Origin of the sequence: Chitinophaga sp. Hz27, from assembly GCF_042263525.1 — a bacterium.
Taxonomy (GTDB): domain Bacteria; phylum Bacteroidota; class Bacteroidia; order Chitinophagales; family Chitinophagaceae; genus Chitinophaga.
Map to the genome: position 1 here is coordinate 99,392 of NZ_JBHKFJ010000007.1, position 19,215 is coordinate 118,606.

A 19,215-nucleotide genomic window follows, 5' to 3' on the forward strand; every position below is an offset into this window, starting at 1 on the left:
AACGATTAATAATAGCGATAAGCATTTTGGTTGTCATTTCTTTTGAATCCAGATATCGTTGCCTTTTTGGTTGAATTGAATGCGGAAAACGTTTGCCAGCTGCAGCATCATGGTATCAACATTATAAACGACGGGCATAGAACCCGATACCTTGTATTTCAGCAGTGTTGTGTCATTTATGATCAGGTTACATCCGAAAGTCTGTTGCATAAAGGTGGCTGCATCTTGCAGCGTATAATCTTCCATGATAAGTTTTCCGTTATGCCAGGCGGTAAACTTTGCAGGGTCTGTTTTACTCTTGGCATAGTCGCCGGCTACCTTATTATACCGGACCATTTCACCAGGAACCAGGGCCATGGAAGCGGATTTTCCGGGAACAGACTCGTTGATATGCAGTCTGATACTTCCTTTTTCCAGTACCACTATTACATCAGGGCCTTTACTATTTACGTTAAACTGCGTGCCTGTCACTTCTACATTAAAATGTTCGTAGGTATGCACGATGAACCGTTCGCTATTGGTTTTATGTTTTACGTGGAAGTAGGCTTCACCATCCAGCCATACTTCTCTGCCTTTGCCGGGGGAGGTTGTAAACAGGAGGCGCGAATCAGCGTTGAGTACTACTTCCGAGCTATCAGGCAGCAGCCAGGTTTTCTTTTCACCAGGGAGCGTACGTGCTGATAGCATCACGGGTTGTTTTGTTGTTCTTGTCAGCATAAATGCCGCAGTGATCACGATGCCTGCAAGCACCGCTGCTGCATATTTCCAGGGGAGATAGTGCCTGTTATTACGTATATCAGGCTGTTCTTCCATTTTATGCCAGATAGCATCCAGGAGTAACTCTTTGTCTGCCTCTGGTAAGACGTACGCCTTAAACTGAACGCTATTTACCAGTTTCCGGGCGGCATCGATTACAGGTTCCTTTTCCGGGTATTGCAGTAGCCAGTTTTCCCAAAACACGTTGTGGCGTTCCGGTTGCAGTATCCAATCCTGAAAGTCCTGGTCCAGTGCGAGTTGACTGGCGTTATAGTTATAGTAATCCGGTGTTGCCAACAGGAGTGTTTTTTATTAAAGAGCAGATAAGCGTTAGTATCTCATCATTTTTAAATTTTTTTTTTAGTGAAATAGAAAAAAAATGGGGCAAGCCTTTACAGACCTGCCCCATTGGTAGTATAAAATAGTTCGTTATTGATTAGTGAAATAAACGGAAATAGTATTCCAATCTTCATCTGACATGGTACTACGGCGAACAACTGCCATGAGCTTGCCCTGGACTTTTATCAGGAATATATCTTTCTGTGTTACAATCTCGTATTGGTTTTTCTCAAGTAACAAATCTTGTCTTTTGAAAAAAGATTTATTGATAAACGACAAATCCAGTTTATCCGCTGGGGTTACCTGTAGCAAGGTCAATTCATTTCTATTCAGGAAAAAAAGCAGGAATACCCCCAGGGTATTGAATACAGAACAGATTACCACACCATACTCAAAGGGAATAGGCAGCAGGGAAAAGCACAAAATAGCGAAAGGGATGGCGATTGCCAGGAAGTACCACTGCATTTTCATCAGTAGTCTAGGTTCTATTTTTACGACCATTTATTTTTCTTTTGGTTTATCTCTAATTGTTATCAGCAAAGGTCTTTTCGATCAATTATGATGGCATCCTAACAATAGGAACATTTTTCATAACTGAGCAACAGGGAAATTCTCATCGGCAATTATCAATATCATTTTAATGCTACAGCATTCAATATTAATCATTTAGGATGTAAGAACAAAGCGTGATTGCTTACTAGATAAGTAAGAAAAGAACTACAAAAACAGCGCAGGTGTGGTTACTGTGGTCTATTTGTGTAGAAAAAAGAGGACAACGGGAAGGCTTACTGTTTTTTTGAGGATGGAGATGGCTTTGGAGATGGTGTTATAGACGGAATCTACTTGCATATCCATCATTTCAGCGACTTCTTTGTAGCTGAGGTTTTGATAGAATCGTAGGTAAATGGCTTCTCTTTGTCGGCGGGTGAGGGTATTTAGTGCCTGTTGGAGTAGTTTTTGTTGTTCAGCTATTATTTCCTGTTTGATCAGGTGCGTTTCTTGTGGTTGTGTGAGTTCAAATTCGAAGTCGAGCAGTTCATCTCTTTTGCGTTCATTTTTCAATGATCGGAGGAGTCGGCGGCGAAGACTGCTGATGAGGTAATACTTGATATTGATAATATTCTCCGAGAGATGTGATCTGCTGGACCATAGGTCCTGGAAGAGATCTTGGAGGCAGTCTTTGACTCTTTCGGCATCCTGGCAGAAGTGCATACCATAGTGAAAGAGGTCATTGATATGGCTATCATAGATGGCTGCGAAAGCGGGTCTGTCGCCCTGTCGGAATTTATTCCAGAGGGTATTATGTGAAGCCACCACGTGCATGTCGGGCTTAAAGGCGTTCGCTTCTTTCATACTGATTTTGGTTGTTGTGCGGATGATATAAAGCTTGTCAAATAATCTGAGAGTTGCAAATTTTTTAGTTGAGTAACAAAAAATATATCCGGTATAATTCAAAATCAAATACATGACTATGAAAAAAATCGTATATCCGATGGCGTTTGCCATGATGTTGCTATTAAGCAGTTGTGCAGTTATTGGAGGTATTTTCAAGGCGGGGGTATGGGTAGGAATTATTATTGTGGCGATAGTGATTGCGTTGATTGTATGGTTGATATCGAGGGGATCGGGGAATAACTGATGAATATATTAGAATAAGAACGGTCTCTACATAGTAGAGACCGTTCTTATATATTTAGCTGTGAGAAGATGGTAATATTAAGCTTGCGTGTGGCCTGGGCGGATGCGGAGGTGCTGGTGGGCGCCTTGGCGGTACACAGCTGACGGCCAGGGTGATAAAAATGCCCAGGATGAGGATGATTTGCTTCATGGTCTTGGCTATTTTATATATAGACCTGGTGCAAAACCAAGGCCAGAAAAATAAAATCACCCTTTTTTGGTATAGATAAGTTAAATAAATATCTCTTATTTTGATATAGATATACTGAAGCCCCTATACGACCTGTACAGATGATGTTGTTATGTATCCACGGGCGAACTGTCTGCAACTTGTTAAGCACTAAATAATACGACCTCAAAATGCAAATGAAAAAGACCCCTTTTTCCCCTGGGCCTATGGCGATGTTACTGTTATTGCTACTGGTGGGGATATTTCACAGTAATTTATTGGTTGGGCAAAGTGGCGGAAGATTGCCACTGCGGCCTGGTGACACGATTGAAATAGAGCTGGATTCCACTGGCAGGATGAAGAATGATCCTGGTTCCTTCGCCATGGTGGCAGGTGGGAATTACACGATCCACTTATGTGTCGATCTCCCGGAAAGTAAACGAAAAGAGTTATGGGATTATGTTGCAGGCATCTGCGATAAGACATTAAAAGACCTGGATAAAAATGCCCAAAATCTACTTACCTTCTATTCAAAAGCAAAGATAGATGAGATTAAAAAAGATTGCAAAGAGCTGCGGGATATATTAAAAAGTGACCATCCCCTCCAGGCCTTCTCCGCAAGTAAATGTGATTTTAGATCTTTCTATTCTTCCGATAATCATCAGAAACAATTATTGGACGAAATTTTATTTAGTCAGTTAAAGATTACTGTTAGATGTGGAGACAGTGTATTTACAGGTTCTCCCGGTAGCATCCTTGACAAAATGGTTCCTTATACTGCAACAAGTGTGGAAGGCAAGATCAAAATAGAAATGGACGACCTGAAGAAGCAGTTTATCCGTGCTTATTACAACAGGTCGAGACAAGGATTTGCAGACATTTTGAATACACTTACTTATTCAAATATCAATACTATTTTAGGTAGAAATGTTAGCGCAGAAAGAGATAGTGCAGTAGCGTTAGCAACGGCAATCAAAGACCTTAAATCACCATTAATTTGTGATGATGAGATGTGGAATCATTATCAACAGTTAATGAAAGCAACGACTAATGTTGCACAAACGGGCAACAGGGCGCTCGACTGGATGTATCATTGGATCTGGTATACGGGTACTACCATCCGGCTTAACCCATTGTCATTTACGGATGAAGCATTAATCCCAGAAGATATTGAACCAGAAAAAGAACAGGTAAATGATTACAATAATTACCTGAACCATACCATTTCTCTCATGCAGAAGTCAGCGTCTTTATCACCTGCCAACCTGGATTATAAGACCATGAATTCATTATTGGATCAACGTAGTTCCAATAGTTATAAAACAACATTGCACGATAAACGAGTTGCAGAAAATGCAGGCCGAGCTAAATCAGAACAGTTAATCTTTTCTACGATCAATCGTACATCATTCCGGAGTGTAGACAAAAAGAAGTCGGACGATTATCAGCAATATATTTATGATGCAGCCAATTCATTAAAGGGTAATTCATTCCCGGAAGTAATTTCAACAGAAAAAACGATTGACATTGTTATCGTCAATCTTACTGACCAACAAGATGCAGCAATCAAGGAGGATAGTCATACTATTGATGACAGGTCATCCACAGCTGGCGATATTGCTGCCATAGGTGATGTTTTTTCTGAAGCCTTTACGGGAGGATCAGCAGCGCAGAAATCAATTGCAGCAATAGAAAAGTCGCTTAAAGCAAAAGATTACCAAAATTCTTATAAATTCCAAAGGACTGAGACTAGTATAAAAGAGGTGGAGTCTGCAAAATATTATAATGCATTCTATACTTCAAATGACACTCTAGTAGCTCCTCCTCCTGGCCTAACAACCAAGCTCAATTATACTATCTCTTCTTTAGAAAGAAATGGAATCATCCTCCTAACATTAACTATTTCCGGAAATGAAACCAGTGAAAAAATATCAAATCAAACCATTCGTCTGCTCGACTCAATGGGCTTGGAAGACTGTAAGTTCTTTCAAACAATTGTGTTGAATGACCTAAAAAAGAAAGTGCCTAGTAGGATTATTACTGGAACAGGCAACAAACTAGAAATAGATAGGATATTTGATAATGAACTTAACAGGTGGGACTCTATTGCAAAAGCAACTATCAAAGCATTGATAGCTAAAAGCTCAAGAAATACATTAACTGTAGTGCAGCAGTTAAAGCAAAAAGTAGCTGAACTTGATTTGCAGGCAGGGCTGTTCGAATATCCAAGGTACCTACTACCACCAGCAGCGTATAAGGCTAATAATGACACCACACCGGCTTATCGGAATTTCTTCCATGTGATGAATGAGCAAACAAAGGCCAGTAAAGTGTCGCTGGACCTCTCTGTGAAACAACAAAAAGATTCAGTCCCGCTAATTCATTTCAGAGATAATTATAAAGTCTCTTCTCCTCATCATTTTACCGCCAGTGTAGGATTAATCTGTGTATTCCCATTTGATAAGATGAACCGCACGACAGCCACTATGGAAAATGGCACCATTAAAGTCGACAGAGATGACTCCAGATTCAGGGTGTTTGCTGGCTTGCACTATCACATAAAAAAGATTTTATTGGCAGATGATCGGCCAGTATGGAAACTAAGGGGAAATGAATTGTGGTCAAGATTTTCCGGCTTTGCCGGCGTTAGTTTCCCAGACCCATTATATAATCCTATGACGGGCATATCCTGTGATATATGGACAGGAGTTAAGGCTAATACAGGCGTACAATGGTATAGGTATACCTCTTACCGTGTATTGAATAATCAACTACAGGAAGAGAAATCACAGTATGGTTTCAGAGGACTCTATGTAGGATTAAGCATTGAACCTGTAAGCTTCGCAAAATTAATTGGCCTGATTAACTTCTAATACTATGAAATCTGTATATAAATACCTGATAATACTTTTTGCATTCTCTTCCTGTTATAAACTGAAAGGCGACCTATCGGGGCAATCGTATATCCGTGGGCGTTTATTTTTAACGGATACGATTACACGTCATGCTATTGATTCATCTTTAGGAAAGAAGACCGTAATCATTAGCTACAATAACAATGATACGCTGAACTACCTACTTAGCACGGTGACGGACAATGATGGTTATTTCCTATTCCAGAACCTGCAAGCAGGACAGACCTATAGGGTATATTATGAGGAAACAGTCAATGGGTTAACGTATACGGCCCAACGAATAATAACGGCGCCACAGGATACCCTGATATTATCGGCTTCGCCGGCGCTGAAGAAGCAAACCGGGTTACGGGTAACGATTACCGATGGTAATGGTGGTTATATCGCCAAGGTGCCTATCTGTATCTTTTCTAGTCCAGTGGGTGGTTTCAACAATAATAGCTGTGATGGTAGTAGCTATAGTATGACGACCAATGCGTCTGGCACTGATGCTATATTTTCTATTCCTGCACATAAGTACTACATCTTGGCAAAAGTGAACCTTGGTGATATGACCTTAAACTTAACCACAACAGCAGACGTAAAGGATAGTGTCGTATCTATCACTATGACTGCCACCAGGCCTACTGTTAGCAATGGATTTGAGTTTACCATAACGGATAGCACAGGCGCCATCCTTCCTACTGCTGATATTTGTTTGTTTACAAGTCCGGTATTATATAAGCTTGGCAGTTGCGATGGCAGCAACTACCACATTAGTGGCAACCTGAAAGGGAAAGGCAGTATTTATAATATCGCGGCAGCCGACTATTACATTTTGGCTACCAAAATAGTAGGTACGGATACTTTTATTACGAGGCCTTCTGCCGCTATCAGCGCCGACAATACGATCAAACAGGTACCGTTGACGTTATATCATAAGTAGTCATGGTATTACGACATAGAAAAAAAAGTACTATAATTTTGTAAAATTCAAAAAAATGCTACTTTTGCATCCCCTCCCCTTTTGGAGTTCGGGACGTAGCGCAGCCCGGTAGCGCACTAGCATGGGGTGCTAGGGGTCGCAAGTTCGAATCTTGTCGTCCCGACTTTTAGCCGATTTTTTCTGTAATGAAAAATTACGAAATAGGCCGAAAAGCCCGCAGATATTGTATCTGCGGGCTTTTTCATTTTTCCCGCATATCAATTTATTTCATCGAATTTCAATGTATTAGCTGAGTAATCCCGTGAGTAGGTAGTTGAGTAACTTTACCTACTCAACGTAAATTCTCAGTTATATGTAAGTTATTATAAAACAAATCATTGCATTTGATATCATCTTATTCCAATTGATATCAGCATACTTTGATCTACTCATTTATTGAACTCCGTGGGGCCGATCCAGTGAGTAATTATTGTTCATTTAAATGAGAGAAAAAATGAGAAGTGAAAACACATTCGGCGTAACATTTTCCATTCGCCAGAACAAGAACAAGAGAAAGGACTACTCCGTGTTTGCCAGGATCGCATGTAACAATACCCCTGAGCGAGAAATTACCATCAAAGGTGGGTTTAAAATGGAAGATTGGGATGAAGACAGGCGCTGGCCATTGCAAACCACCCAGGAATTGAAGGAACTATCTACCTACCTCGAAAAAGTGAAAGCCAAACTAACGACTATCTTCCAGGAACTTGAATTGAAGGAAGGGGTATTATCTGCGGAGAACATTAAAAACCATTACCTGGGCATTGGCCCGGATGTTCAGAAGGTAACCATGTTACAACTTTGCAAAATTGCTTATGATAAGTACAAAAGTGAAATTAAACCAGGGAGCCTGAAGAACTATGGTGCTACCAATAGATATCTTGAAAGGTATTGCAAACAAAAGTATGCCGCAGCAGATGTGCCACTCCGCCACTTAAATTTCAACTTTATTGATGGACTATATACCTATATCCTTCAGAACCCTATTAAACCAAACGATCCATGTAATAAGAATGGTGCGATGAAACATATGGAACGTGTCAAAAAGATGGTTTCATGGGCTGGTAAAAATGGTTGGTGTGAGAAAGACGTACTCAGTGATTTCTCCATTGACATCAAACGCAGAGAGACAGAGTACCTTAACTGGGAACAACTACAAAAAATTGAAACTATCAAGCTTAACACTCCTGTACAGGAACTCGTCAGGGCAATATTTGTTTTTTGCTGTTATACAGGTATGGCTCCTGTTGATGTTCAAAATCTCAGACCAAGCCAGCTATCGACTGATATAAATGGCAACGTATGGATGACATACGGCAGGGCTAAAAGCGAGGTTCCTGCCTGGGTTCCCCTCTTACCGAAAGCTAAAGATATTCTGGAACAATTTGGATTAGAATCAGGTGCCACCTATAGGAAAACAGTATTTGCCTACGTTAGCAACAAAGTTCTTAACGACAACCTTAAGGTTATTGGGTTAGCATGTGGAATTGAAAAGGATCTTCATGCCTATATGGCAAGGCATACTTTTGCTACCACAGTAACCCTACAAATGGGGGTGCCACCAGAAGTATTACAAATTATGATGGGTCATGAAAAAATAGAAACAACCATGATTTATGCCAGGGTTGGAAATCCATTAATCCTAATGTACATGCAACGTGTGCAACAGCGGATATTAAAAGGCGATACTATAGGCACGCATGGTATAGATGAACAGAAGTTTATAGCTCTGCTGGAACAGATAGCACCGAATGTACTGGAGAAAGTGTTTACGACAGTACTAATGCCAAAACTAATGGAGGTAGTCTCTAACAATAACCATATTCAGAGTTCTAGTAATAGCAATTCTCTTCAATTATTAGAAGAGGCTTGTCAATAAACAAAACAATGGTATAGGCAAAAATGCCTATACCATTGTTCTAAAATTATTTTATTGGGCTTCTCCCCTACAGAACACAGAACAAGGAAAAACTAAATACCTAATTAAGCAATGATTGTTTCCTGTACTTCTCTAGCTATATCAGGTCTAACGGGCATAAAATAAGAAAGGCTATACAAAAGATAGGTTACAGTAATACTACCAGGTCCAAACACCTAATATCAGAGATATAGCACCTAAAAAAATTAACAGCCTTGCAACTACCTTTCCAATACGCTCTAAAAAGGTATTCCATACAGCAGAGCGGTAATTTGGAAAATTTTGTAACCCACCTTCTCCCCTACGGTAGAATTCACGTCTGCTGATTATAACCCTTAGAAAGATTCCTGGTATCAAAAAGATGAAGCCCAAAATGAGCAAATAAACGCTACCCATATGGTTATTATTGAGAGTAAACAATACATGAATTTAGTAAATCTCAATGACTTTTCCACCGCATTTATATGGCAGTAAAACTAACCCCCATTACCCACGCGCCTTGTTTACTCGTCGTTTTTCCATTAGAGATACAACTTCATTATAGTCGTAATAAGCTAAATTCCCTATCATACTAAACTTCAACGTACCCTTATTCCGCATGGTCTGCAGCGTTCCGGAGGAAAGGCCCAACATCTTCTTAACCTCGTAGGTTTTCAGCCAACGTTTAGGTTCCTCCTGTTTATTCCTTGCAAACATGGCTTCTAACTCTTGCAATAGCTCTTTCTTAAAGATAAATAGATCTTCCTTTGTTAAAACTTCTATAGTACTCATAAAATCCCTTTTAATGAAACCAAAGCCCCTGAGAGAGGCTTTGGTAGGTTATCCCCGTCTGCATAGCTTATCGCTGGCAGTGGCACTCCTACCACTGTTTCCTTTTCGGCTATGCAATAAGGTAGGTATCAAGCTGCTGTACCACTATTCCATTCAGACATATATACGATGCTACCAAGTACTGGATGATATGATGGCACGTATTTAATATATCCCAGGTCGTGCAGATCATTAATGCAGCGTTGATAAGTAGATCGGCTGATTTTTGCCAATTCCAATACCTCTGGTCTGTCAATAGAAACCGGCTCTTCAAAATCATTTAAATTCCATAATTGAAAGAGGGCCATGTATAAGCTAAGATGTGGCGCTCCAATACGATTATCGTTCTTAATGGCTTCGTAAATTTCAGCTAATCGTTCTCTCACTTTATCCATAAAACAAAATTTATCTGATAAGAAATCAGGACTGTGATTGTCCATTACGCTGTCTCTGAGTATTAGTAGCTTGTTGCACTTGGTTATTCGTCTGATCTGTAGACTGATTGAGATCTGCAGCTTTCTTAAGCTCTTCTATATTGGATTTTTGCAGGTTCCCGGTATAAACTCTCAGTGTCTCGTATTTGGGTAGCGCCTCAATAAAAAAGCTCTTGCCCGAAACCTCCACATGCTGGCGGTTTCCTCTTTCCAGTGAAGCATACAAGGTGTCTGCTTTTTCAGGATCTTTAAGATCACTTATTGGCAATGGACCAACAATCTTTCGGATATCATAACCACTCACAGTCTCCATAGGATGATTACCATTTTTATCTGTTTCCTTAAAGTTCAGATAGGCCCAGGTATCAGTATCTTTATCCAGCAGGAAAGATCTTTGCTGCATGGCATTATAAGCATTCTTTACGGTGATATTACCACTATCCTTATCCTGTGTAAAAGTCTGCCGTTGGATATCTCCGACCTTAGGACGAACAAGCAATTCCATTCCATTTCTGAAAATCATATCACTGCCTTCCCTGGTAGAACGTCTATACGGCAATGTTACCACTGCCAAATCTTCCCCAAACTCCTTAGTAGAATACAGTTTAAAATCCGGTTTACCACTTTTAATGTTCATTGATAATGCTTCATCAAGTGAATCTCCCATTCCTATTTTTCGGAGATCATTTTTATGATACTCCAACACCTTTTCATTCATATCACTGGAAAATTTTTGAGTTAATATTAATTGGTTAGGTTCCTCATACCAAAGCGGCGGAGGAACACCATAGGTTATCCCTTTTATAACATCAGGCAAAGACTTTAGCTCAACACTCCCAAATATTTCAAATCCATCTCTCATATTGGAGGCTTCATGTTCTGCAGCAAGTTGATTTTGACCAAAGGCAAAATCATTTATCGACAGTTCTCCTGATTTGGCATCATAGACCATCCATGAACGGTTATTACATTCTTGCTGAATTTTGTCGTGGACCTCTTGATTTATTGATGCTTCAGGTCCAATTAAAGAAGGACTATCCGAATAAAACGAGGCCGGATAAGTCAACGCAAAGGTAGAAGAGGGATTAAATACGGGATCTATTCTCCATTCAGTTTCACCCATTCGACGATTAGGAGGAAAGGCATAACTGACCAGGAAACCTGTATCTCCCATGACATCTCCAGCAGCATCAAATTTCATCATTGTACCTTTGTATGTACCACACAAAGAGAAATCCCTGTAACCCAAGAAATGTTCTGGTTCCGCCTTAATAGCATCGAACAAACCCTGCATACCACTTTGGTAATCGCTGTGAGTACTTATTCTAAAGGTTTCATGGCCTATCTCAAAAACCTGATGACCAGGATGCGTATGTTTCATTACCACATAAGAATCTATTACATGATCAGGAATGAACAATACCTTGTCATTTCCACCACGATGTTTAAGATTATTCTCCATAACTAATTATTCAGGATTAAATAATTGGGAAAGCACGAATCAAATGACGATTCTTTATACGCAGTTTTATGCTCCTGCCTCCATCTTTCTCGGTAATCAATAAGTAAAGTTGCTTTTTATCTGGTATTGTAAATTTTGGCACCGCGAAAACAAGGATACTTTCTGTATTTGCCTTAATTAGTCCAGTTTCACCAGAAGTATACGCTGGTGCAATAAACTTTTCCTGGTAGGCAGTGCGCTTAGCCACGTTCTTGTCTCTTATCGAGAAGTTAAGTTGGTCAGTATAAAAATTTATCGCTGAAGAATTCTTCATGCAAACACGAAAATAGAAGATGTCATCTTTGATGTAGATGGAAGTTATGTGTGCTTTGATAGAAAAATTCTTGTCATGTGGTCCATGCCCTTTTCTACTTGCCATTCTTACCAGATCAGCATTTCTTTCAACATTTTCTACCTTGATGGTATCGGTAGATAGTACTGCAGGATACTCCTTATTGTCGTCAGGAAGTTTCCGAAAACGTAGATTTAATACAGAAGGAGAACTCTCATAACAAACCAAGAAGGAGTAAAACCTACCATCAGCAGTAACAACACTTAGGTTTGTTTCTTTAAAGTCTTCCTTACCAGCCTTCAATTGTAAAATATTTTTTACTCCCTTTGCCTTCTGTACCATTAGATCTCTACTACCACGATCCACTGATGTTACAGCGTAAGGAAATATAAGGTTCGAAGTTTTACTGTAAGAAACAGCTACCCGTAAAGGTTTTAAATTATCGTAATACTGTGCCATAGCTGGCAACTTTCCTATGCAGAACAACACTGCAATTCCAATTACACATTTCATCATCACTTAGGAATTTAAAGTAAACAGAATACTATCCCTGTCGGTTTCTCAATAACACCTGATATCCGGCCTTAACAGTAACCTTTATTAGCTTTACCTTTTTGCTTAACAGAGATTTCGCAGTTTCAATACCTGCACTTGCTGCCTGAACTCCAAGCGAAGGGTCCATTGACATGATTGGCATACTTTGAATGGTCTGATCAGCGGAGTTTTTCGAAACGTCTCGGGCAATTGCACCTGGCACATAAATACCAGCCATTCCATCCTGATCATATACGGCCAGGGCTACGGACAGAATAGTATTATTAGTGCGGATAGAATTAATCTCTACCTGCAACCGTTCTCCGTTAACTGCAACAGCGCCATAAACGTAGCTATTCTTGGGAACAAGCCTACCCGCAATATAGACATCATTAGTAATTCTCATCTTCAACGTTGACCCAGAGACTAAAGTTTGATACTCAGGAATCTCAGCAGAAATGGCGTTATCTTCTTCTTCAGGAAACAAATCATCATCGATAGAATAAAACCTGTTTGATAGTAATTCTATTGCCACACCTGAATCTTTTGGAGCATTTGATGCATGTTTATCTATTGAAGAAACAGTAATATTATCATCGTTAGCAACATTAACAGGATAAGCTACTTCCTTATGTTCAGCCGATAGCTTCCTCACCTTCTCCCTTACACGATCTGGATATTGGATATCCAGGATCTTATCCAGCATTCCGTCAAGTTTTGCCATCTCTGGATCATCCTGATTTCCATCCTGAAGAGATTTCATCATTTTCTCCAATTGCTCAACATCGGCAGATACGGCAGAAGGAATATTAGTACCTACACTGTTATCTTTAACAACATCGGCATTATGGATGCTTATTTCCTTTTGACTCATTACCCTATTCAATTCATCCAATTTCTGCTGTACCATAGTAACATTTTTATCCGTTACTGGTTTTTCAGCATATGGAGCCTCCACCACTCCCGCCCTATTCGCTGACACAACATTATCCTTCTGAACAAACGATGCAAAATCCAAATCCTTTGATTCTACATCAGCCTTATTCTCATAATTAGGATCACGTCTGGCCACCTCTCTCCACTTTGCAGAATCTCTATCAGATTTCTCATAGTAATCCAATTTGCTCATATGGCTATCATCCTGCAACACAGGTGCTGGAAGTTCATAATTCAAAGCATCTTTCTGCTTTACCACTGATGCCGCTAATCCCTTACCACCACCTAATAGAGAGAAAAAAATAGTTATAAACGGAAAAACAATCAACGGCAGAACGACTGCAAATTTCCTTTCTCTCAAAAATTCTTCTGATATCTCATGCTTATTTTCCATAACACACATTTTAAAACCAACAACACATTTAAAGCATAAATTAAGATGGCGTTTGCCCTTTGCTTTGCTTAGTACCAGTATTTAGATCCACTCTATGATCACTAAACTCATTATTCTGGCTCACACCGGCTGCACTCTTCAATTCTTGAATAGTAGATTTTTGCATATTTTCTGTATACACACGCAGGGTATCGTATTTGGGTTGAGCCTCGACAAAAAAATTCTTCCCTGAAATTGCAATTGCCTCACGATTTCCACTTTCCAATGAAGCATAAAAGCTATCCGCTTTCTTCGTATCTCTCAGTTCTTCTATTGGCAGCGCACCTAGCACTTTTCTTAAGTCATAGCCCTTTACCGTCTCTATCTGATGATTACCATTTTGATCTGTTTCCTTAAAATTCAAAAAAGCCCAGGTATCGTTGCTTTTATCCAGCAGAAAAGACCTTTGTTGCATGGCGTTATAGGCATTTTCTATTGTAATAAATCCATCTTTGGGTGTATCAAAAGATTGACGTTGAATCTCCCCTGTTGCTGAACACAATAGTATTTCCATTCCATCTCTGACCATTGAATGATTATCACTTGCATCGGATCTCTTGTATGACAGATTAATTACAGCTAAATCATCATCGAACCACCACGTTTCAAACAATTGAAACTGCCGTCTATCTCCTGTAAGATTTACAGCAAGTGCATCATCCAAACATTTACCTAAGCCTAAATTCCGGAGATCATTTTTATGGTATTCAAAACCCCTGTTATCACAGGCAAAATCAGTTTCTTTGTGGAAGTGAACCGGATTGATATTTGCAAAATCAGGCAAGCGAAAGAAATAGTTATCTGGATCATTAATAATTATCGGTTTACAAGGGTTATAATCTTCCAAGTACTCCCAGTGACGATCCCGTGTATCAACATGCCATTCATAACACATATGTGAAACTATCATCCCTGTTGATTTGACCACCTCTGCATACTTATCCAATTCAAAGTCCATATTTTTAAAAGAGGCAAAAACAGAGATACTTAGATATCTGCAATCTTTGGTATCTTCACTCATCTTAGCTTTAAACATGCAATTGTATGCCTCTAGCAGATCTGTAGTACGACCGATCTCACTAATTTCACCATATTCAGAAATCAATCCCATTGGCTGAAAATCACGAACAACTATATATTGATCTACTAATTCGTGGGGATAAACAGATAAATTCTCCCACCTTCCACCAATCATTCTAATATCACGTTCTCCCATAAAAACAAATTAGCGCCTACATTACAATTATAATCTACCACTCATGGTTCAATAAGATCCAGACTATCAAGAACCCCCTTGTGCCTAGCATACAGACTGTCATATACTTTTCGCCCATCTGAAGTGCTTTTTAAACTATCAACATAATATCTAAAGGCGGCAATACGCTGGTAACTCTCACTTTTTTTGGGATCACCAGGAACATGCAAAGGCATTTTGTGGGGAACAGTATGTTTGGGAATGCTGATTTGTGTCGGCAACATAGGTATATGATTTAACACAATACCCAGGTAGGTAAACAAACCAGCTCCCAGACAGAAAAAAGCAACTATCATCATCTTTTGGTAATGCTTTGGCACATGAGTGAACATCGCCCCCCATCTATCCAGGTGTCGTTTTACGGGTCCAAGTAATGTATAACACCACTTATCCAACCATTCATAACCCCCACCCTGCGGAACTTGCTCAATTTTCTTTTTACCTTTCCAACTCCACTTCATACATTAACGATTAATTATATTCAGATCATTATTCTGAAGGATAGACCAATGTAGTATCAGAAAACCATGCGAATTATTATCTGTACTCTGGGCATCCTGCAGATACCCTTCTGTAATAAGGCTCCTGGTAGTTATACTTGTAGGACGCTTAATCTTAATCGTCGCATAACACTTAAAATAATAGGGCGTTTGATTAAAATCGATCTGTACACTATCTACCTCTATGCGCTGACTTACATTGCCGGAAATAACATTGGTATAAAATCCAGATTCTTTCAGACTTTGATATCTTTCCTTTGCAGATCCATCAGCCAGATACATGGCTTTCGTCAGATTTTCCTGAATACTCCTTTCATCAGGATCTAGTGTAAAGAAAAGTCGGTGAAACTCCTTTACATGCGCCCTTGCTTCCACCGGTATATAGTTCTTTCTATCATCAGAAAATGCCTCTATAACTTTATCACCATACAACACATAAATCTTACCTTGTACCTTAGCCGCCAAATCATAGCTTTTATAGTAGCAGAAACATGAAAAAAGCAGATTACCCAGAATCATCACAATTGTATAGGTCCGGATGTACTTGAAAGCGCTATCAATATTTTCTAGTTGTTTAAACATACCCACACAGTTTACTTACCAGCTATAGAATCGTACATATGAGAACCAGCATTACCTGCTGCACGGCCAATACTTCCTGTTAACCCACTACCAGAACTTTTACCTGATAATCCATCACCAATGTCACCAGGTGCATTAGCAATATTTGCCGCTCCTTGTGCAATCCTGCCTGCTCCACCAGAAGCCACGGACGTAGTAATCCCGGTAATTTTCTGCAATAATGGATTGGCACCCCCTACGTGAATGATATATCCAGCTATACTTGGAACAGTGAAGTATCCAATAATTCCCATTATCAAAAAGATAATATAAGCAGTATCATTGGCCCCAAATGCTGTATCACCGTATTTCTTAATCTGCTCCATATCAAGTTTGATCATGTTAATCTGAATCTTATTGATGATCGCTCCAAAGATATTGGCGACAGGCAACCACATATAATAGTTTATATACCGCCCTATCCAACTCACAATAGACTGCTGAAAACCATCTAGTATGCTCAACCCGAAGACAAGTGGACCCAAAATTGCCAATACAATCAGATAAAAAATACGCACCGTATTTACACACAAGGAAGCAGCTTGAAACAGTACTTGTAAAACCTCAGACATAAACTGCTTTATAGAATTTTTAATTCCGTAGGCTGTTTGTTCAATGCTAAATCTAAGATCATTACCAATTCGTTCAAACATACCTTCCTTGGCTCTGGCAGTATCATTTGGATGATAGTATTTATACCATTTATCCTTATCACCCTTCCCATCGGCCCCCACATACATTTTGTATATATCTGTTTCTTTAATTGCTTGCTCTTTTTCTTGTAGCAAAACAGCAATGGCCGTATCGGAATCATGTACGATGGCAGCAGTAGCAGTAACGGTAGGCTTCAACACACCATTCATTACATTTAGTACCTGAGGAAACATACCAATTAAGATGGTGATAACAAATGGACGTAGCAATGGATAAAGGTCTACTGGTTCAGCACGGGCAATCTGCCCCCAAACCCTACTTGATATATACCAGATGGCAGCAAAACCACCGATAGCCTGGCCGATACCTGTCAACTCACTACACAATGGCATCATATCATCCATCAGCTTATCTAATACTGCGTGTAGTCCTCCAACCCCTTCAGATACCCCTTGAGCATAGCTATGGCCAGGAATTAACAATCCAGCAACCAGGACAACAAAGATCAATCTTGCACATTTCATAACTCACGATTTAGTTCCCGATACCATAAAGCATACGAATTAATCCCACATCATTTCTCTCCTTAGCACGTTGCTGGCCCAACAACTTGGCACCTGAATTAAATTCCTGCAGGAAAAGATACTTATCTTCGATATCTGCATATATTCGATCAATACTAGCCAAACGCTCGTCATCAGACATCCTTAGTTTACTTGCAGTAATAGCCATTAACAGTTCATCGAGATTTTTCAAGCTCTCATTAGTTAATTTTCCATAAACACCAGACATATACTCCAACTCTTCAAGACTAAATAAACTGCTACTTCTGAAGCCACTGTATGCATCCTTGTACTCCTTTAAAATAGCTGTCTGAATGCGGATAATATCTTGTACATGCTTATAGTTCTTAATTGCAGGATTTACCGCCATCAGTCCATTCAAGAAAGTTTCATGTAAATTGAAATTACCTTCAGATAAACTCTTTATAGTATTGTATCCCTTGCTTACAATTTCATATCCCTGGTACATATTCTGCAGAATACTTTTCAACTGGCTAAGTTTCTGGATATTTAGTGCCAGTTGAGCCAACTCATCTGCCTGCGCCCTTACCGGTATGGTAACATGGAGCATTAGCAATAAAAATATCATGGTAACAAAAAACGTCTTCATAACATCTCATTTTAATCCATAAATCTGGCGAACCATATTTGCATCTGATTTTTCGTTTATCCGTTGGCGTTTTAAAACTAAAAGCTCTTGCAGGAAGGTATTAACAAACTCGTCTCGGTCAGATACATCAGCATAAATACCATCTAAGCGGCTTAATCTTTGATCATCTGTTAACTGAAGTTTTCCAGGAACCGCAACAGCCATAAATTGACTCAAAGAACCTTCGTTCTCCCGTTGAATATTTTGCATAACAGTATTGATGTAGGCAACATCTTCAGCATTATACCAATCTTCAGCTCCAACTCTTACCATAACCTGTGCGCATACTTTATCTATCCGAGAAATAGAAGATAGTAATAGTCCTGTCTTAGAATAATGAATGATAGATGAATTAACCAATCCAAGTGACTTAAAGAAAACATCATGCAATGTAAAATCTCCGTCTTTTATCTTTGATATTGTATTCAAACCTGTCTTCGAAATATTATATCCTTTCTTCAGGTAACCTAAATACTGTTGCAGCAAAGCGACCTGTTTGGCCAGATATTCACGCTGTGTCTTCTTCTGCTGGAACCATTCCGCCGTGGTTTGTGCCTTTACCGCAACAGACAGCAGTACTATACTTATCAATAACAAAAAACTTTTCATAACCAACCGTTTATTTAATTCCATAAAGCCGCTTCACCATATCCACCTCCTGAATTCCTTTAGACCGTTGAATACTGATTCCAATATTAAAATCCGTGAATTGCTTCAATGCCATTCTATTTTCTGTAATCTGATCGGCAGCATCTGATATGATCTGTAACCTTTTCCCATCAGACATCTGAGTACTAAAAGAATTAATCACCAACTGTAGTTGATCTATATTATTCAGGCTTTCAGTTAATATACCAGCGTACACCTGGTACATATACTCAATCTCCTGCTCAGTAAAATGGTTATCCTGTTTTAACATCTGAATGGAACGCTGATATTCATTTACCAACGCTACCTGCTGCGCTATTACATCCTTCACTTTCTTGTAGGTAGAAATAGCATTTTTCACCTTCCACAGCTCATCGAAATATCCTGCATATAACTGTCGCTGCTTCTCTGTCCAGTTTCCTATTTCTTCCAGCTTCAGCTTAGACAAAGTATTTTCCAGGGTCTTTTGTACATTCTGTAACGCAATGGTATTGTTCTGCAGACGCTGTACTTGTAGATCCATTGCCTTAATAACCTTTTTTAGCGCGGCTTTAACTACAACCCAAACAATCGCATGGCTCTTTTGAGTTGGCATTATTACCAGAAAACAGCTTAGCATCAACATCAACCAAATCCTTCTTACACTT

20 protein-coding genes and 1 tRNA gene are annotated in these 19,215 nt (G+C 39.4%); 5 read left to right on the forward strand and 16 right to left on the reverse strand.

Annotated elements, in window-relative coordinates; all coding sequences use genetic code 11:
* Positions 1-33: 33 nt before the first annotated feature.
* From ACE38W_RS17330 to ACE38W_RS17340, 3 genes are all read right to left on the reverse strand, one after another.
* Complete coding sequence (locus ACE38W_RS17330) at positions 34-1,053, reverse strand: FecR family protein (RefSeq protein ID WP_375832571.1); 1,020 nt, start codon at positions 1,051-1,053, stop codon at positions 34-36.
* 132 nt (positions 1,054-1,185) lie between these two features.
* Positions 1,186-1,596 (reverse strand): hypothetical protein, encoded by a 411-nt coding sequence (locus tag ACE38W_RS17335; RefSeq protein WP_375832573.1) that lies wholly within the window; start codon positions 1,594-1,596, stop codon positions 1,186-1,188.
* A gap of 249 nt (positions 1,597-1,845) precedes the next feature.
* Positions 1,846-2,448, reverse strand: coding sequence for an RNA polymerase sigma factor (locus ACE38W_RS17340; protein WP_375832575.1), 603 nt, complete (start codon positions 2,446-2,448; stop codon positions 1,846-1,848).
* Between the two features lie 112 nt (positions 2,449-2,560).
* Between ACE38W_RS17340 and ACE38W_RS17345 the strand changes: the two genes are divergently transcribed.
* Positions 2,561-2,734, forward strand: a complete 174-nt coding sequence (locus tag ACE38W_RS17345) for a phosphatidate cytidylyltransferase (RefSeq protein WP_375832577.1) — start codon at positions 2,561-2,563, stop codon at positions 2,732-2,734.
* A gap of 54 nt (positions 2,735-2,788) precedes the next feature.
* Here ACE38W_RS17345 and ACE38W_RS17350 read toward each other — a convergent pair whose 3' ends face one another.
* A complete protein-coding gene (locus ACE38W_RS17350) occupies positions 2,789-2,923 on the reverse strand; it encodes a hypothetical protein (RefSeq protein ID WP_375832579.1) in 135 nt (44 codons plus the stop codon).
* Between the two features lie 215 nt (positions 2,924-3,138).
* On the opposite strand from ACE38W_RS17350, the gene ACE38W_RS17355 reads away from it, so the two are divergent.
* The 4 genes from ACE38W_RS17355 (at position 3,139) to ACE38W_RS17370 (ending at position 8,699) form a co-directional block, all read left to right on the forward strand.
* Complete coding sequence (locus ACE38W_RS17355; protein WP_375832581.1) at positions 3,139-5,814, forward strand: hypothetical protein; 2,676 nt, start codon at positions 3,139-3,141, stop codon at positions 5,812-5,814.
* A 4-nt stretch (positions 5,815-5,818) separates the two neighbouring features.
* Positions 5,819-6,781 carry a hypothetical protein gene (locus tag ACE38W_RS17360; RefSeq protein ID WP_375832583.1) on the forward strand — a complete coding sequence of 321 codons (963 nt, stop codon included), beginning with the start codon at positions 5,819-5,821 and terminating at the stop codon, positions 6,779-6,781.
* Between the two features lie 89 nt (positions 6,782-6,870).
* Positions 6,871-6,944: transfer RNA gene (locus ACE38W_RS17365), tRNA-Pro, on the forward strand.
* A 330-nt stretch (positions 6,945-7,274) separates the two neighbouring features.
* Positions 7,275-8,699 carry a site-specific integrase gene (locus ACE38W_RS17370; RefSeq protein ID WP_375832585.1) on the forward strand — a complete coding sequence of 475 codons (1,425 nt, stop codon included), beginning with the start codon at positions 7,275-7,277 and terminating at the stop codon, positions 8,697-8,699.
* A gap of 525 nt (positions 8,700-9,224) precedes the next feature.
* On the opposite strand, the gene ACE38W_RS17375 is transcribed toward ACE38W_RS17370, so the two are convergent.
* From ACE38W_RS17375 to ACE38W_RS17430, 12 genes are all read right to left on the reverse strand, one after another.
* Complete coding sequence (locus ACE38W_RS17375) at positions 9,225-9,509, reverse strand: helix-turn-helix domain-containing protein (protein ID WP_375832587.1); 285 nt, start codon at positions 9,507-9,509, stop codon at positions 9,225-9,227.
* Between the two features lie 128 nt (positions 9,510-9,637).
* Positions 9,638-9,943 carry a MarR family transcriptional regulator gene (locus tag ACE38W_RS17380; protein ID WP_116973996.1) on the reverse strand — a complete coding sequence of 102 codons (306 nt, stop codon included), beginning with the start codon at positions 9,941-9,943 and terminating at the stop codon, positions 9,638-9,640.
* A 25-nt stretch (positions 9,944-9,968) separates the two neighbouring features.
* Entirely contained in the window at positions 9,969-11,444 is a 1,476-nt protein-coding gene (locus ACE38W_RS17385) for a hypothetical protein (RefSeq protein WP_375832589.1), read from the reverse strand.
* Positions 11,445-11,460: 16 nt separating this feature from the next.
* On the reverse strand, positions 11,461-12,291 hold the full coding sequence (gene traN / locus ACE38W_RS17390) for a conjugative transposon protein TraN (protein WP_375832591.1): 831 nt from the start codon (positions 12,289-12,291) through the stop codon (positions 11,461-11,463).
* 28 nt (positions 12,292-12,319) lie between these two features.
* Positions 12,320-13,639, reverse strand: coding sequence for a conjugative transposon protein TraM (gene traM / locus ACE38W_RS17395; RefSeq protein WP_375832593.1), 1,320 nt, complete (start codon positions 13,637-13,639; stop codon positions 12,320-12,322).
* A 40-nt stretch (positions 13,640-13,679) separates the two neighbouring features.
* On the reverse strand, positions 13,680-14,894 hold the full coding sequence (locus ACE38W_RS17400) for a hypothetical protein (RefSeq protein WP_375832595.1): 1,215 nt from the start codon (positions 14,892-14,894) through the stop codon (positions 13,680-13,682).
* A 41-nt stretch (positions 14,895-14,935) separates the two neighbouring features.
* Positions 14,936-15,394, reverse strand: coding sequence for a hypothetical protein (locus tag ACE38W_RS17405; protein WP_375832597.1), 459 nt, complete (start codon positions 15,392-15,394; stop codon positions 14,936-14,938).
* A gap of 3 nt (positions 15,395-15,397) precedes the next feature.
* On the reverse strand, positions 15,398-16,015 hold the full coding sequence (gene traK, locus ACE38W_RS17410; protein WP_375832599.1) for a conjugative transposon protein TraK: 618 nt from the start codon (positions 16,013-16,015) through the stop codon (positions 15,398-15,400).
* An 11-nt stretch (positions 16,016-16,026) separates the two neighbouring features.
* Entirely contained in the window at positions 16,027-17,232 is a 1,206-nt protein-coding gene (traJ, locus tag ACE38W_RS17415) for a conjugative transposon protein TraJ (protein ID WP_375832601.1), read from the reverse strand.
* 10 nt (positions 17,233-17,242) lie between these two features.
* Entirely contained in the window at positions 17,243-17,881 is a 639-nt protein-coding gene (locus ACE38W_RS17420) for a TerB family tellurite resistance protein (protein ID WP_116973988.1), read from the reverse strand.
* Positions 17,882-17,887: 6 nt separating this feature from the next.
* A complete protein-coding gene (locus tag ACE38W_RS17425) occupies positions 17,888-18,529 on the reverse strand; it encodes a hypothetical protein (protein WP_375832603.1) in 642 nt (213 codons plus the stop codon).
* A 10-nt stretch (positions 18,530-18,539) separates the two neighbouring features.
* A complete protein-coding gene (locus ACE38W_RS17430) occupies positions 18,540-19,091 on the reverse strand; it encodes a conjugal transfer protein TraI (protein WP_375832605.1) in 552 nt (183 codons plus the stop codon).
* Between the last annotated feature and the right edge of the window lie 124 nt (positions 19,092-19,215).